This is a genomic window from Noviherbaspirillum sp. (assembly GCF_035654295.1).
Taxonomy (GTDB): Bacteria; Pseudomonadota; Gammaproteobacteria; order Burkholderiales; family Burkholderiaceae_D; genus Noviherbaspirillum.
In genome coordinates this window covers 1-14,531 of sequence record NZ_DASRXF010000049.1, presented here as the reverse complement: position 1 = coordinate 14,531, position 14,531 = coordinate 1, and the positions used below count along the sequence as shown (strand labels likewise).

General features: G+C 65.2%; 14 protein-coding genes. 9 read left to right on the top strand and 5 right to left on the bottom strand.

Going from position 1 to position 14,531, the window contains the following annotated elements; genetic code table 11:
- Positions 1-335: 335 nt before the first annotated feature.
- Both VFF99_RS05840 and VFF99_RS05835 read right to left on the bottom strand, forming a co-directional pair.
- Positions 336-968, bottom strand: a complete 633-nt coding sequence (locus VFF99_RS05840; RefSeq protein WP_414691505.1) for an MlaC/ttg2D family ABC transporter substrate-binding protein — start codon at positions 966-968, stop codon at positions 336-338.
- 84 nt (positions 969-1,052) lie between these two features.
- Positions 1,053-1,274 (bottom strand): hypothetical protein, encoded by a 222-nt coding sequence (locus VFF99_RS05835; RefSeq protein WP_325015875.1) that lies wholly within the window; start codon positions 1,272-1,274, stop codon positions 1,053-1,055.
- A 198-nt stretch (positions 1,275-1,472) separates the two neighbouring features.
- On the opposite strand from VFF99_RS05835, the gene VFF99_RS05830 reads away from it, so the two are divergent.
- The 4 genes from VFF99_RS05830 (at position 1,473) to VFF99_RS05815 (ending at position 7,109) form a co-directional block, all read left to right on the top strand.
- Positions 1,473-2,285: an MBL fold metallo-hydrolase gene (locus VFF99_RS05830; RefSeq protein WP_325015873.1), complete on the top strand. Its 813-nt coding sequence runs from the start codon at positions 1,473-1,475 to the stop codon at positions 2,283-2,285.
- Between the two features lie 12 nt (positions 2,286-2,297).
- Positions 2,298-3,980 carry a carbamoyltransferase family protein gene (locus VFF99_RS05825; protein WP_325015871.1) on the top strand — a complete coding sequence of 561 codons (1,683 nt, stop codon included), beginning with the start codon at positions 2,298-2,300 and terminating at the stop codon, positions 3,978-3,980.
- 7 nt (positions 3,981-3,987) lie between these two features.
- Positions 3,988-5,367: a N,N-dimethylformamidase beta subunit family domain-containing protein gene (locus VFF99_RS05820; RefSeq protein ID WP_325015869.1), complete on the top strand. Its 1,380-nt coding sequence runs from the start codon at positions 3,988-3,990 to the stop codon at positions 5,365-5,367.
- A 104-nt stretch (positions 5,368-5,471) separates the two neighbouring features.
- The gene (locus VFF99_RS05815) at positions 5,472-7,109 is read left to right on the top strand and encodes an acyl-CoA synthetase (RefSeq protein ID WP_325015867.1); all 1,638 of its coding nucleotides are present in this window, start codon (positions 5,472-5,474) and stop codon (positions 7,107-7,109) included.
- Positions 7,110-7,257: 148 nt separating this feature from the next.
- On the opposite strand, the gene VFF99_RS05810 is transcribed toward VFF99_RS05815, so the two are convergent.
- The gene (locus VFF99_RS05810; protein WP_325015865.1) at positions 7,258-7,761 is read right to left on the bottom strand and encodes a BCAM0308 family protein; all 504 of its coding nucleotides are present in this window, start codon (positions 7,759-7,761) and stop codon (positions 7,258-7,260) included.
- Between the two features lie 140 nt (positions 7,762-7,901).
- On the opposite strand from VFF99_RS05810, the gene VFF99_RS05805 reads away from it, so the two are divergent.
- The gene (locus VFF99_RS05805) at positions 7,902-8,192 is read left to right on the top strand and encodes a hypothetical protein (protein WP_325015863.1); all 291 of its coding nucleotides are present in this window, start codon (positions 7,902-7,904) and stop codon (positions 8,190-8,192) included.
- A 75-nt stretch (positions 8,193-8,267) separates the two neighbouring features.
- On the opposite strand, the gene VFF99_RS05800 is transcribed toward VFF99_RS05805, so the two are convergent.
- Entirely contained in the window at positions 8,268-8,687 is a 420-nt protein-coding gene (locus tag VFF99_RS05800; protein ID WP_325015861.1) for a hypothetical protein, read from the bottom strand.
- Between the two features lies 1 nt (position 8,688).
- On the bottom strand, positions 8,689-8,889 hold the full coding sequence (locus VFF99_RS05795; RefSeq protein ID WP_325015859.1) for a hypothetical protein: 201 nt from the start codon (positions 8,887-8,889) through the stop codon (positions 8,689-8,691).
- A gap of 123 nt (positions 8,890-9,012) precedes the next feature.
- Between VFF99_RS05795 and VFF99_RS05790 the strand changes: the two genes are divergently transcribed.
- The 4 genes from VFF99_RS05790 to VFF99_RS05775 all read left to right on the top strand — a co-directional run bounded on the left by VFF99_RS05790 (position 9,013) and on the right by VFF99_RS05775 (position 14,336).
- Positions 9,013-9,285: a hypothetical protein gene (locus VFF99_RS05790; protein WP_325015857.1), complete on the top strand. Its 273-nt coding sequence runs from the start codon at positions 9,013-9,015 to the stop codon at positions 9,283-9,285.
- Between the two features lie 250 nt (positions 9,286-9,535).
- Positions 9,536-11,491 (top strand): hypothetical protein, encoded by a 1,956-nt coding sequence (locus tag VFF99_RS05785; RefSeq protein WP_325015856.1) that lies wholly within the window; start codon positions 9,536-9,538, stop codon positions 11,489-11,491.
- Positions 11,492-11,589: 98 nt separating this feature from the next.
- Positions 11,590-13,008, top strand: a complete 1,419-nt coding sequence (locus VFF99_RS05780; RefSeq protein ID WP_325015854.1) for a homospermidine synthase — start codon at positions 11,590-11,592, stop codon at positions 13,006-13,008.
- Between the two features lie 29 nt (positions 13,009-13,037).
- Positions 13,038-14,336, top strand: a complete 1,299-nt coding sequence (locus VFF99_RS05775) for an FAD-binding oxidoreductase (protein ID WP_325015852.1) — start codon at positions 13,038-13,040, stop codon at positions 14,334-14,336.
- The last annotated feature ends 195 nt before the right edge of the window (positions 14,337-14,531 follow it).

Sequence of the window (14,531 nt, the reverse complement as noted above, 5' to 3'; positions counted from 1 at the left end):
CCGTGCACCAGCACGATGGGGTAACGCGTTTGCGTGTAGCTTGCCCAGGACGCAGCGGGCAGGATGGCAAGTACGGCGAGGATGGAGGCAAAGCACCTCCTGATGAACGTCTTCATCCATTGTCTCCTTGTATTGGTATTTTGATTGATTATTTTTGTGCTTCAGGGACTGCGCTGTGCGAGCGCACAGAAAAACCGAGCAAATGCTCGGTTTCCTGCATCGTAGACAAGATTTCAGAAGTTAGAGTGGGCGCAGCGAGTTGATCATGACGCAGCTCAAGCGTGTTGCCTGGGATGCAAGCGGCGGGTGTGCACGACCGAAGTGGCCGGGGCGCCTCAGCCCGACGCCTGCGACGCCAGTGCCTTGTTCTTCTCGGCCAGGGTGCGGATCAGGCCGTCGATGCCGCCGCGCGCGATCTCGTTGCTGAAGCTGCTCTTGTAGGTCTCGACCATCCACACGCCAAGCACGTTCACGTCGTACACCTTCCAGCCGTCGGCCGCGCGGTAGAGGCGGTAGCTTACCTGCACCGGGTCGCGGCCGCGCAGCTGCCGCACCTCGAAGCGCACCTCGGCATCGCTTTCGCCGGGCGCGATCCGTGCCGGCTTGTACACCAGCTGCTGGTCGCCCACCAGCGACAGCGCGCCGGCATACGTGCGGATCAGCATGGTGCGGAATTCGTCGGTGAGCTGCTGCCGCTGCTCCGGCGTGGTCTCGCGCCAGTGGCGGCCCACCGCCAGTGCAACGGTGCGCTGCAGGTCGACGTGCGGCAGGATCTTTTCCTCGACCACCTGCTGGATGCGGGTGCGGTCGCCGGCCTTGACCTGTTTGTCGTTGCGCGCGGTGTCCATCACCTCTTGGGTGATGCGCTTGACCAGCGCATCCGGCGCTTCCTGCGCCGGGCCGGGAGCGGCGAATGCCAATGTCGCGACGCTGGCCGCGAGGAGGAACAGCAGTTTCAAAAATTTCATCATCGTGTGAGGGAATTGCCTTGAGTTGATGAAAAAAGAGGCAGACACAGACGTGCCTGCCTCTCGATGGTCCTGCATCCGCTGTCAGGTCGTCTGTTTCAGATCGTGCTGCGCTTCGGCCAGTTCCTTCACCGGCTTCTCGGAAAACTTCCCGAGCCGCTTCATCAGGCTGCCTTCCACCTTCTGCAGCACGCGCAGCCGGGAGTGGCCGGTGTAGTCATCCAGCAAACGTACCTTGGTGGCATTCTCGAGTGCCGAAATCTCCGAGCGGACCCGTTTGAGCCGCCATTCATAAAACCACTTCATGTTCATCCACCCGTGTTGTCCAATATATGCAGTGCACTGCATGGGCGGTAGACCCGCTGTGTGCGGTTTTGTTCCGTAAGGAAATGTAATTCGGCAACCGGCGGAAAGTATTACCGGGGGTGCTAGAAAAATTTCCAACATTGCCGAACTTATCCCCGGCCCTTCGTCTCAAAATTTCATTGTTGCGGAGGCAAGGACTTGCAAAAATTTCCCCTCGGCCGGATCGGGCTCATCGTCCTCGATGACGGAACATGGCGCTTTCCCGCGCACTTCTTTTTCGACAACGTGCCCGAAGCCGAGTGGCGCGCCCATGTCGCCACCGATGCCGAGGGAAAAATTCCGGTGGGCCACAACTATGCCCTGGTCGAGGCGGAAAACGCGCTCGTCGTGATCGACACCGGCTACGGCGACGACACGCACGGCGGCAAGACCGGGCACCTGCTGGAAGAGTTCGACCGCACCGGCCACCGCCGCGAGGATGTCGGCATGGTGATCCTCACGCACGGGCATGGCGACCACATCAAGGGCAACATGCTGATGCGAGACGGCATCCGCCGCCCCGCGTTTCCGCGTGCCCGCTACCATCTCGCGCGGGCCGACTGGGAATGGTTCGGCGGCCCCGGCCATGTGCCCGAGTTCGACGAGCAGCTCGCCACGCTCGAGCAACTCGGCATGATGGTCCTCGACGACGGCGCGCTGCGCCTGACGCCGGAAATCTCGCTGCTGCCCACGCCCGGCCACACGCCGGGCCACACCACGGTCGTCATCGAATCGGATGGGCAGACCGCCTTCTTTCTCGGGGACGTCTGCCACCATCCCTTGCATTTTTCCCACCCGGACTGGGTGAGCGCCTTCGATACCCACCCCGGGACCACGCCGCGCACGCGCGCGTGGCTGTTCAACCTGGCCGTCGCGCGCGACGCACTGCTCGTGTGCCCGCATGCCCCCTCGCCCGGAGTCGGGCGCCTGCGGAAAACCGCCGAAGGCTTCTCATGGCAACCGCTGCAATAAAGGAGAACAACGATGAACAATGCACCGAGGATACTGGGCGTCAACCGGACACAGGATGCGAGCATCTGCCTGATGGAGGGGTCGCGCCTGGTGTTCGCCATCCAGAAGGAAAGGCTGACGCGGCAGAAACACCACTGGGGCAGGCTGGATGACTTCCGCAAGGTCTACATGCCGGAGCTGGCCGCGCTGGACGGCAGGATCGATGTCCTCGTGGAGTGCTACTCGTCCGACAGCGAGATCGACAATCTCGATGCCTATGAACAGGAACTGCGGGAAATCATCCGCCTCGCCCCCGACTGCAAGCGGGCGCGCATCTCGCACCATCTCTCGCATGTCTACAGCGTGTTCCATCCCTCGCCCTTTCAGGAAGCGGCGGTGATGATCATCGACGGCCAGGGCAGCCCGGTGTCGGAACTGACCGAGCAGTGGAGCGGCGCGGCCACTGTGCCGGGCGACTGGCGCGAAGTCTCGTCCTTCTACCGTGCCGACCGCAAGCGCATCGAGTGCATCGGCAAGCAGCTCTGGGACCGCAACGAGCAGCGCCTGGTCGGACTGGGCATGTTCTACTTCCTGCTCACGCAGGCGATCTTCCCCGGCGAAGGCAACGAAGGCAAGGTGATGGGCATGGCGCCGCACGGCAATCCCGATGCGCTCGGCCTGCCGCCGCTCGAAGTCGAGGGGCCGCAGGTCACCATTCCATCGCGCTGGTTCGAGATCCTGCGCGAGCGCGGACGCTTCCGCTACCAGGCCGGCGACACCACACGTTTTGCCGACATCGCCAACCTCGCCGCCGCCGGACAGCGCGCCTTCGAAGAGGCGGTGCTGGAAGTCGCGCGCTGGCTGCACCGCGAGACCGGCGCCGAGAACCTCTGCTTCGCCGGCGGCACCGGCCTCAACTGTTCCACCAACGACAGGCTGCTGCGCGAGACGCCCTTCCGCAATGTGTTCATTCCGCCCGCACCCAGCGACGCCGGCACCTCGCTCGGCTGCGCGATTTACGGGCTGACCGAACTGGCGGGGCAGCCTTGCGAGTGGCGCTGGGAAAACGACTATCTCGGACCGGAGCCGCGCACCGATGACATCGAAAAAGCGGTGCGCGGCGCCGACGACCTGATCGTCGAGCGCATCGACGATGCCGATGCACTGGTCGGCCGCGTGGTCGACCTGCTCTGCGATACCAAGGTGGTTGCCCTCTACCAGGGACGCAGCGAGTTCGGTCCGCGCGCGCTCGGCCACCGCAGCATCCTCGGCGATCCGCGGCACGGCCACGTGCGGGACTGGATCAATGCGAAAGTGAAGGAGCGTGAATGGTTCCGGCCGCTCGCACCCATCGTGCTGCTGGAGCGCGCGGAAGAATTCTTCGACATCCGCCGTCCCTCGCCCTTCATGCAATTTGCCGCGCCCGTGCGCAGGCAGGCGGCCGACATCATCCCGGCGGTCACGCACGTCGACTGCACCGCGCGCCTGCAGACCGTGAGCGAGAAGGACGATCCGCTGCTGCGCGCGCTGCTGCAAGCCTTCGAAGCGCGCACCAACGTCCCGGTGCTGCTGAACACCTCCTACAACCGCAAGGAAGAACCGATCGTCGAGACGCCCGCGCAGGCGCTGGAGTCCTTCCGCCGCACGCCCATGCACGCGCTGGCGATGCCGCCCTTCCTGATCCGGAAGAAGGTGGAACCTGAGGCAGTGTCGTAACGATCACATGATCCGCGGCTATCCTCAATCGCCCAGCGTCTTCCCCGGCGGGCGGCTCGTCCTGTGCATCGCCACCGACGCGCCGCGCTTTTGCATCGCCTTCCATCGCTGGGGAGACGGTTTCATCACTATGCACGAAACCGCCTGGCTCGACGGCAGGAATGCGCAACCGCGCGGCGCGGCGGACGACTGGCACTGGCCACAGTATGCATTCGACATCCCGCAGGACTGGCCTTCGGGAGTGTATGTGGCCCATCTGCGGGAACCGGACAGCGCGCCGCTCGACGTCGCGATGACCAGTGCCGCGGCGCTGTTCGTCGTGCGCGGCAGCGGGCGCAGCGGGCTGCTCTACAAGATTCCGCTCGCGACCTATCATGCCTACAACTGCACCGGCGGCGGCTGCTTCTATGTCAGCCAGACCTTCTCCAAGGATCCGCCCGGCGCGCGCGTGTCGCTTCAGCGTCCCGGCGGCGGTATCGGCGGCGACACCTGGGGCGCGCCCGACCACTACGACCTGTCATCGCCGCGCCAGACCTTCGCCCACTGGGATGCGCGCTTCATCCGCTGGCTGCTGCGCACCGGTCATGCGCCCGAGTTCTGCACCGACCTCGACATTCACCGCGACGCGGACCTGCTGTCGCGCTACCGCCTGGTATTGAGCGTGGGGCACGACGAGTACTGGAGCGAAACGACGCGCGACCGCATGGAAGCCTTCGTTGCAGCGGGCGGCAATGCCGCCTTCTTCGGCGCCAATCTGTGCTGGTGGCGCATCCGCGTGGTGGAGGAGGGCAGGGCCATCGTCTGCCACCAGGGCGGACCGAAGGGAGCGTATGACCACTGGTGGCCGCCCACGGGCGCGGCGCGTCCTGAAGATGCACTGTCCGGCGTGAGCTATCGCCACGGCGGCGGCTGGTGGGACGGCCCGCGCGAGACGGACGGGTGTGTGGTGCAGGATGCCGGGCACTGGGTGTTCGCCGGCACTGGCCTGCGCAATGGCGAGGCCTTCGGCAAGGAGACGTCGCCGCCGGTGGTCGGTTATGAATGCGACGGCGCGCCGCTCGATGCCTTCGATGCGCAGGCCGGTGTGGCAACGCTGTCGAAGGACGCCGCCCGCTGCGGCACGCCGCCGGGATTCCATCTCCTCGCCGCCGGTCTGCTCGGCCCGGGCTGGCAGGAACGTCCGCCGCGCGAAATGCACAAGGCCGGGGAAGGCATACACGCCGCGACGATGGGCATCTTCACGCGCAAGGGCACCGTGTTCAGCGCCGGCACGACCGACTGGGCGCAGGTGCTGGAGCAGGACGTGCACGTCGAGAGGATCACGCGTAATGTGATCGATGGATTGCTTCGCCCTTCCGGCACGCCGCATTTTCCATACGGAAATTGACTGCTGCCGATGTCGTAACTTTACGGTATGGCATTGGCAAATGAACATCGGTATGCTTCGCCAGACCGTGATCACCGCGGCAGTTCAATTTGGAGACGAAAGCCATGCCACACATGTACGACAGCGGACTCGAGCGCAATGCAGCGAACTACACTTCACTGTCGCCGCTGAGCTTCATTGAGCGCGCCGCAGCGGTTTATCCGGAACGCCTGGCGATTGTGCATGGCGCACTGCGCCGCAACTGGGCGCAAACCTATGCACGCTGCCGGCAGTTTGCGTCGGCACTGTCGAAAGCCGGCGTCGGCCTGGGCGATACCGTCGCCGTCATGCTGCCCAACACGCCGCCGATGGTCGAAGCGCATTTCGGCGTGCCGATGACCGGCGCCGTGCTCAATGCGCTCAACACTCGCCTCGATCCGGAGTCGATCGCATTCATGCTCGACCACGGCGAAGCCAAGGTGGTGATCGTCGACCGCGAATTCTCCGGCGTGATGGAAAAGGCGCTGGCAATCACCAGCCGCAAACCGCTTGTGATCGACGTCGATGATCCGGAATACAACGGCGCCGGCGATCGCATCGGCACCATCGAATACGAATCCTTCCTCGCCGGCGGCGATGCCGGTTACGACTGGCAGCTGCCCGCCGACGAATGGCAGGCGATCTGCCTGAACTACACCTCGGGCACCACTGGCAACCCGAAGGGCGTGGTCTATCACCATCGCGGCGCGCTGCTCAACGCGGTCTCCAACATCCTCGAATGGGACATGCCCAAGCATCCGGTCTATCTGTGGACGCTGCCCATGTTCCACTGCAACGGCTGGTGCTTCCCCTGGACGGTGGCGGCACGCGCAGGCGTCAATGTCTGCCTGCGCCGTGTCGAGGCGGCGGCCATCCTCGGGCTGATCCGCGAGCACAAGGTGACGCATTACTGCGGCGCGCCGATCGTGCACAGCCTGCTGCTGGCCGCGCCGCAGGAACTCAAGGCCGGCATCAGCCACACCGTGAAGGCGATGGTGGCGGGCGCCGCGCCGCCGGCATCGATGATCGAGGGCATGGAAAAAATGGGCTTCGACATCACCCATGTGTACGGCCTGACCGAGGTCTACGGCCCGGCATCGGTGTGCGTCAAGCATGATGCCTGGGACGAGGTCGACATCGGCGAACGTGCACGCCTGAACGCGCGCCAGGGCGTGCGCTACCACCTGCAGCAGGGCATCACCGTGATGGACCCGGACACGATGCAGCCGGTGCCCGCCGACGGCGAGACGATGGGCGAGATCATGTTCCGCGGCAACATCACGATGAAAGGCTATTTGAAGAACGAGAAGGCAACCAAAGAAGCGTTCGCCGGCGGCTGGTTCCACACCGGCGACCTCGCGGTGATGAACCCGGACGGCTACGTGAAGATCAAGGACCGCAGCAAGGACATCATCATTTCCGGCGGAGAGAACATTTCCAGCATCGAGGTCGAGGACGTGCTGTACCGCCATCCGGCGATCATGGCCGCCGCCGTCGTCGCCAAGCCCGACCCGAAGTGGGGCGAGACGCCATGCGCCTTCGTGGAAGTGAAACCGGGCGCGGAAGTGAAGGCCGAGGACATCATCGCGCACTGCAAGCAGCACCTGGCCGGGTTCAAGGTGCCGCGCGCGGTGCTCTTCGGCGAGCTGCCGAAGACCTCCACCGGCAAGATCCAGAAGTTCGCGCTGCGGCAGCAGGTGAAATCGACGGACGCGCTGACGTAGGGAGGTTCGGTGGGTTTCGCTTCGCTCTACCCACCCTACGATTCTTTATCAATGGGCCCATGGTGGGTTTCGCTTCGCTCTACCCGCCCTACTGTCCTTTATAAAGAAACGTAGGGTGGGTAGAGCGCAGCGAAACCCACCAGCACCCTCAAGTCACCCACTTCACCCGCAACAGCTTGTCCCCCTCGTCGTAATCCACATTCAGCTTGCCGTTGTAGGTATCCATCAGCGCAACGCAGATGTCCCGCGCCAGGCGGACGTCGGTCGTCTGCACTTCCAGCTCGTCTTCGCGCGACTCGATCGCCATCACGCGCCGCAGGGGGTGCGCGGTCTTTTCACGATGCTCCACCTCGCGCACAAGCTGCGCGATCTCGCCGCCGCGCTGCTGGGCAAACGCGCCCGAAATCGCCACATGGGCCGCTGGCCGGCCTTCGGCCATGCGGCGGCATGCGGGGCAGCGCATCTGCATCGCGTGCGAAGGCGGCGACGTCCACTGCCAGTGGCCTTCGCTATACACTGCGCCGCATGCCGTGCAAACCGCGGGCGATGTCATTTTTTCAGCGTCGCGCGCGGCGTCGTGCACCGGCTCGTCCAGTACCTCGAGATGCCTTCCCGGCTGGAAGGACGGCGAGGATGGATGTACGGATTTCATTGCTTTCTCCTTCCCATAAATCCCTTGATTCATGCCCCTCTCACACCATGCAAAGATGGGGCCACCGCACATGTGGGTGTGCGGAAAACCGTGCCGGGGCTACAATGAATGCGTGACCATCACATCAAGGACCAGCAGCCATGAACACCAATGAGAATTTCAGCCTCGACAGGGTCCGCAGTCTTGTGGCAGCGATGGAGCAGGAGCTTGCGCACGCACCTGCCGACCGTCCGGACGTGCAGGCCCTGCGGCAGGAAATCGACACCCTCAAGCAGCTGCTCGCCAGCGGGGACAGCCAGCACGGGCTGGTGAAGGAAAAGCTGCACACGGTACGCGGCACCTTGCAGGACATGACCGCGCGCGTCGAAAGCGAAGTGCTGCAGGACAGCCGCTATATCGCCGAGATCGGCCGCATCCTCGGACTGGTATAGGTCCCTCAGGTCCGGTGGCGGGGGCGCGCCGGCTGGCGGCGCCTGCCCGTCACGCTTCTCTATTCTTTCCATCGCTCAAGGCCACTCCAGGGCCGACTTGAGTGCATACTTTTCCCGGTCGATTTCCTCGCGCGTCCGGAATCCCATGCGCCGCAGCACCGGCACCGGCGGGCACCATCCCTGCAGCCCATGCTGCAGCAGGAAGGCCAGCACAAAACCCGGCAGCGCCAGCCAGCGCCTGTCCACCGCGGCGCCCAGCACCAGACCGGTGAGGGCGAGCGTCGTGGCGTTCACCTCCAGCGCCCGCTCGATGTCCCATTCGCGATCCAGCGCATGGATGCGTTCGTGGATTTCGGCGCGTGTGCCGTTGGCATAGCGTTCGATGTTGCTGTCGGTGGCGCGGTCGATCTCGCGGTTGACTTGCGTGCCGCTCACGCTGCGCACGCGGTCGGGGCTGGCCGTGGTCGGGTCGGCGGGGCTGAAGCCGGTCGACATGTCAGTGACGCGTTGCGCCCGGATCGTCTTCCAGGAACAGGCGGTAGCGTCCCTGTGCATCCGGCCCGGAATACGACTTCGCCACATATTGCCGGTCGTCGAGCGCGAACGGCTTGTCCATGGCGGGAATGTCGTCCAGTTTCCGGATGCCAAGCAGGGTCTGCGAGCCGTCAGGCTGGCGGTAAATGACTTCTACATCCATTTCCATCCTCCGCTTGCACGATGGGTATGGATAGAGTGCAAATTCCGGTGACAGTTCATCCACAACGACAGGCATGTCTTTCGCTTGCATCACGCGCCCCGAACACATGCAGGAGGAATGGCGATGGATGGCATTAAAGCAAAGATTCGCGGCGACGGTATCGACAGCTCCGTCGAGTTTTCCGTCGAGGAAGTGATTGCGCAGCATCGCGGCAAGCCGTGGCGCGACCTGAGCGAGGAAGAGCAGCAGCTGGCACTGCGTGACTATGCGGTCGCGCTGTACACGCGCCAAGGCGGCGCGGGCACGGCGGAAGACCTGGAAGTGAGTTTTGAAGAAGGCAGCTTCTCCCGAGACCGCACTATTCCACGCATGGGAGACGGAGCGCACGCGCCGTAACAGCGGCCAGCCGGTCGAGGCGACAGACAAACTCCGGCAACGCGCACGGCGCGCCGGAAGGGCATGTGCGTCCTCCGATTATCAATGCGGCAATGACAGTTAAACCAGTGTTTAAGGAAGATTGACGCACGACAAGCTGCGTCATAGCATACCTCCTCTTCACACTGGCAGACTGTTGATGTTTTCCCCATCCCCTCGGAAACCGATCCGGTTTCAACTCAAGAAGCTCAGCGCCGCAGTTGCGACAACGATGCTGTTTTCCAATGCAGGCGCGGCAGGATGGGGAGACCTCACCGTCATGTCATCCCTCGGACAACCGCTGCGCGCCGAGATCGAACTGGTGTCGGCCGCGCGCCAGGAAGACGGCCCGCTTACCGTCAAGCTGGCCGGCTTCGACGCTTACCGGCAGGCCAATATCGAATTCAATCCCGTGCTGATGTCCCTGCGCTTCGCCGTCGAACAGCGCGGCGACAGGCAGTTCGTGCGCATCATGTCGACCCAGCCGGTGAACGAGCCCTTCGTCGACATGCTGCTCGAACTGAACAGCGGCACCGGCCGCGTGGTGCGGGAATACGTGTTCCTGCTCGACCCGGCAGGCACTGACGGCCCGCAGGTGGCAACAGTGGCGCCGGTGGGCGAGGCTGCGGCGCCGCCCGCCCGTCCCGCGCAGGCCGCGAAGCCGGCACCGCAGGCGGCCGCCCGGTCGTCCAGCCAGCCGCCGCGCGCCGTCGAGCGCCAGGCGCCAAAGAAGACCGCCGCCGCCAAGCCGGCAGCACCGGCCGATTCCGGCACGCGCCCGCGCCTGACCCTGTCCGGTGTGACCGCCGTCTCGGCAACCGACGACAAGGCCGGCATGATCGCGCTCGAAGACTATGCGGCCATGGAAAAGCAGATGGCCGAGGCCAATGCGCGCGTCAAGGCGCTGGAACAGAAAGTCACCGAGCTGCAGACACTGCTGGAAGTCACGAACAAGCTCCTGGCGGAAATGCAGAAGCAGAATGAGGCGGCGAAAGCCGGCGCCAAGCCCGCCGCTGCAGAATCCGCACCGGCAGCACCGGCAGCACCGGCAGCACCAGCAGCACCAGCAGCACCAGCAGCCGAGGCTCCCGCCCCAGCATCCGAGACCAAGCCCGCGGCACCGCCCGCATCCGCACCCGCCGCGCCCGCGCCTGCCGCACCCAAGCCGGTTGCGCCGCCACCGGAGGAAGAAGCGGATTACCTCATTCCCGGCGCCGGCCTGCTGGTCGCGCTGCTTGGCGCCGCCGGATTGTATGCCCGCCGGCGCAAGGCGAAGAAGCCGTTCGAGACCAGCCTGTATGACGATGCGCCGCGAGACAAAAACGCTTCCGCCGCCGGCGATGCCGCCACTGCGCCTGCCGCCGGCGTCCTGCTGCAGGGCGGCCATGCGCATGAAGTCGATCCGCTGGCCGAAGCCGATGTTTACATCGCCTATGGCCGTGACGTGCAGGCCGAGGACATCCTCAAGGACGCCCTGAACAAGCAGCCGGACCGCCATCCGGTACGCGTGAAATTGCTGTCCATCTATGCGGGCCGCAAGGATACGCAGGGCTTCGATGCGCTCGCGCGCGAACTGCACCGCATGACGCGCGGCGAGGGTGACCACTGGGCACAGGCTGCAGAATTGGGCCGGGAAATCGATCCCGCCAATCCGCTGTATGCGATCGCGCCGGCCAAGCCGGCCATACCGGTAACCGAGCTCGTGCTGGAGCGCGTGCCGGAAGACAAAGCGCCCCGCGCGGCACCGGACGAAGACCTTCCCTTGCCCGAACTCGACTCTCCCGCCGAACCCGCACGCGAAGATGCCGGTGCCGACCTCGACAGCCTGCTGGAGCAGGCCGAAGCGCCGCCTGCCTTGCCCGCCCTTGACGAGGAGGTGCGCGAAACCGGCCCCGGCCCGATCGATTTCGACTTCACCAAGCCTGCTGCAGAAAGCGTGGCCTCGGTCCCCGAAGTTCCTGCACTCGACTTGCCCGCCACGCCGGCAGAGGACGGCAACCTGATGGAGTTCGACTTCCTCAAGGCGGAAGCAGACGCGCATGCCGTGCCCGAGCTGCCCGCGGCGATCCTCGAACCGGCGCCGCAGGAAGCGCCGAAGGAAGAGGTGCTGCTGGATTTCGACTTCCTCAAGCCGGAGGCGGCAGTCGAGGAGAAGGCGCCCGGCAGCCCTGGCAAGCGCCCGGATTAAACGTGTGCCCCCGGCATCTGTTGCCGGGTCACCACTGCAACCGCGCCGTCCGCTGTTTGTCCAATTGATATTCCAGGGGAATCAACGGACGGACGACCATGACACCCATTGCACGTTATGCACGCCTGCCCGGCAGGGTCGTGATGGTGGGGTTCGGCAGCATTGGACAGGCGGTGCTGCCCCTTCTGCACCGTCATTTCGAACTCCATCCGGAACAGATCAGCATCCTGACAGCCGACCCCGGCGGCGCTGCCATCGCGCAGGAATATCGCGCCGGCTTTTCGGTACTCCCCCTGACCCCCGGCAACTACGTCGAAGCGCTCGCACCGCGTCTCGCCGAGGGCGACTTCCTGCTCAACCTTTCGGTCGACGTATCGAGCAAGGCACTGCTCGAACTGTGCTGGCAGCGCGGCGCGCTTTACCTCGATACCTGCATCGAGCCCTGGGCCGGCGGCTACACCGATACCTCGCGCACGGCCTCGCAGCGATCCAACTACGGGTTGCGCGAGCAGATCCTTGCGTTCAGCCGCGAGCACGCCGGCGGCCCGACTGCGATCGTGACCTTCGGCGCCAATCCCGGGCTCGCATCGGTCTTCGTCAAGCAGGCGCTGCTGAACATCGCCGCCCACAACGACATCGACGCCGGGCGCCCGGCCGGCAGTGCGCAGTGGGCGGCTCTCGCGCGGCGGCTCGGCATCCGGACCATCCACATCGCCGAACGCGACACCCAGGTGAGCGCGCAGCGCAAGCGCCGCAACGAGTTCGTCAATACCTGGTCGGTAGACGGTTTCATTAGTGAAGGCCTGCAACCCGCGGAACTGGGATGGGGCGCTCATGAGCGCCGCTGGCCGGCGGATGCCAGGCGCCACGCCTTCGGATGCGGCGCCGCCATCTACCTCGACCGCCCGGGCGCCGGCACCCGCGTACGCAGCTGGACGCCGCTGGAGGGGGAATACCACGGTTTCATGATCACGCATGGCGAATCGATTTCCATCGCTAATTACCTGACCCTGCAGCGCGACGGCGAAACGGTCTACCGGCCGACGGTGCACTATGCCTACCATCCCTGCGACGACGCCGTGCTGTCGCTGCACGAGCTGGCGGGGCGCAACTGGCGGCCGCAGGACGGGAAGCGCATCATCCGCGACGACATCGTGTCCGGCACGGATGAACTCGGCGTGCTGCTGATGGGGAATGCGCGCGGCAGCTACTGGTACGGTTCGCGCCTGTCGATCGACGCGGCGCGCGCCCTGACCCCGCATAACAGCGCCACCAGCCTGCAGGTGGCGGCGGGCGTGCTGGCCGGCATGGTGCTGGCGCTGCACCGGCCGCGCGCCGGGGTGCTGGAGCCGGAAGACCTCGACCACGAAGCGGTCATGGAAATCGCCCGGCCCTATCTCGGCGAGATGGCCGGGGTGTTCAGCGACTGGACGCCGCTCAAGGGCAGGGCACCACTGTTCGGCGAAGACATGGACAGGGAAGACCCCTGGCAATTCATGAACTTCCGCGTCAGCTGACGCCGCTGCAGTCCTCTCCGGGACTTCCCGTGCTGCTGAAAAAAGAATCCGGGCTGAACGACAATTCGTACCATGAAGCGTCCGTGGTGCGGCCGCCGGCGCGCCAGCCGCTGCAGGGCCGCGTCCGTGCCGACATCTGCGTGGTCGGCGGCGGCTATGCGGGCTTGTCGAGCGCGCTCGAATTCAGGGCGCGCGGTTATTCGGTCGCCCTGCTGGAGGCGCGCCGTTTCGGCTGGGGCGCCTCGGGCAGGAACGGCGGGCAGGTGCTGCCGGGATACGCCGGCCAGGCCGCGATGGAGCGCCAGCTGCCGCGCGAAGATGCGCACCGCGCGTGGGACATCTCGATCGAGGCCGTGCAGCTGCTGCAAGAGCGCATCGCTCGCTGCGGCATCGCCTGCGACTACACGCACGGCTGCATGACGCTGGCCACTACTGCGCGCAAGGCGCGCGACCTGGATGCGCTGGTCGAGCATCTCGCCTGCGCCTATGGCTATCCGATGCAATGGATAGGCAGCGCTGAAATCCGCGAATGGATCGCGAGCGACCAATTCCATGCCGGCGCCTACGATCCGCAGGCGGGCCACCTGCATCCGCTGAAATACTGCCTCGGGCTGGCCGAGGCGGCTGGCGCGGCCGGGGTGCGCCTGTACGAGGGCTCTGCGGTGACGGCTATCCGGCGCGGGCCGCACCCGCTGATCAAGACATCCGCCGGCGAGGTCGAATGCCGCTTCGCGGTGCTGGCCGGGAACGTCTACCTCGACCAGTTCGGCGGCAGCATCGCACCCGAGCTCATGCGCCGCATCATCCCGGTGGGTACCTACATCATCGCGACCGAACCGATGGCCGGGGAACGGGCCGATGCGCTGATCCGCCGGCGGGCAGCGGTGTCGGACACCAACTTCGTGCTCGACTATTTCCGCGTGACCGCGGACAACCGGCTGTTGTTCGGCGGCGCCGATGCCTTCAGCGGCGCCACGCCGCGCAACCTCGTCGAGCATGTGCGGCAACGGATGCTGGCGGTGTTTCCACAGCTGTCGGACCTGTCCGTACCCTACACCTGGGGCGGCTACGTCGATGCCACCATCAACCACGCGCCGGATTTCGGCAGGCTGGAGCACAACATCTATTACCTGCAGGGATTTTCGGGACATGGCCTGGCGTTGGCCGGCGTGGCGGGGCGCATGGTGGCGGAGGTGGTGGCGGGGCATGCGGAACGCTTCGACCTGCTGTCACGCATCCGCCATGCGCCGTTTCCGCGCGGGGCGTGGATACGCAAGCCGGCGGTTGCGCTCGGGGTGTTGTATTACCGGCTGCGAGACTTGCTGTAGCAAGGAGCGCGTGTGGGTTTCGCTGCTCTACCCGACCTACCGTCCTTTATGACCTGGTGGGTTTCGCTGCGTGTATAGCCGGGGGACATAGGTAACACCTGTCGGGAGACATGGGTAACACCTTTTATGATCATCGCGTTGCAACAATCTGGAGCGCGCGATGCCTTGGAAGGAGTCTTCCCGTATGTCGTCCCG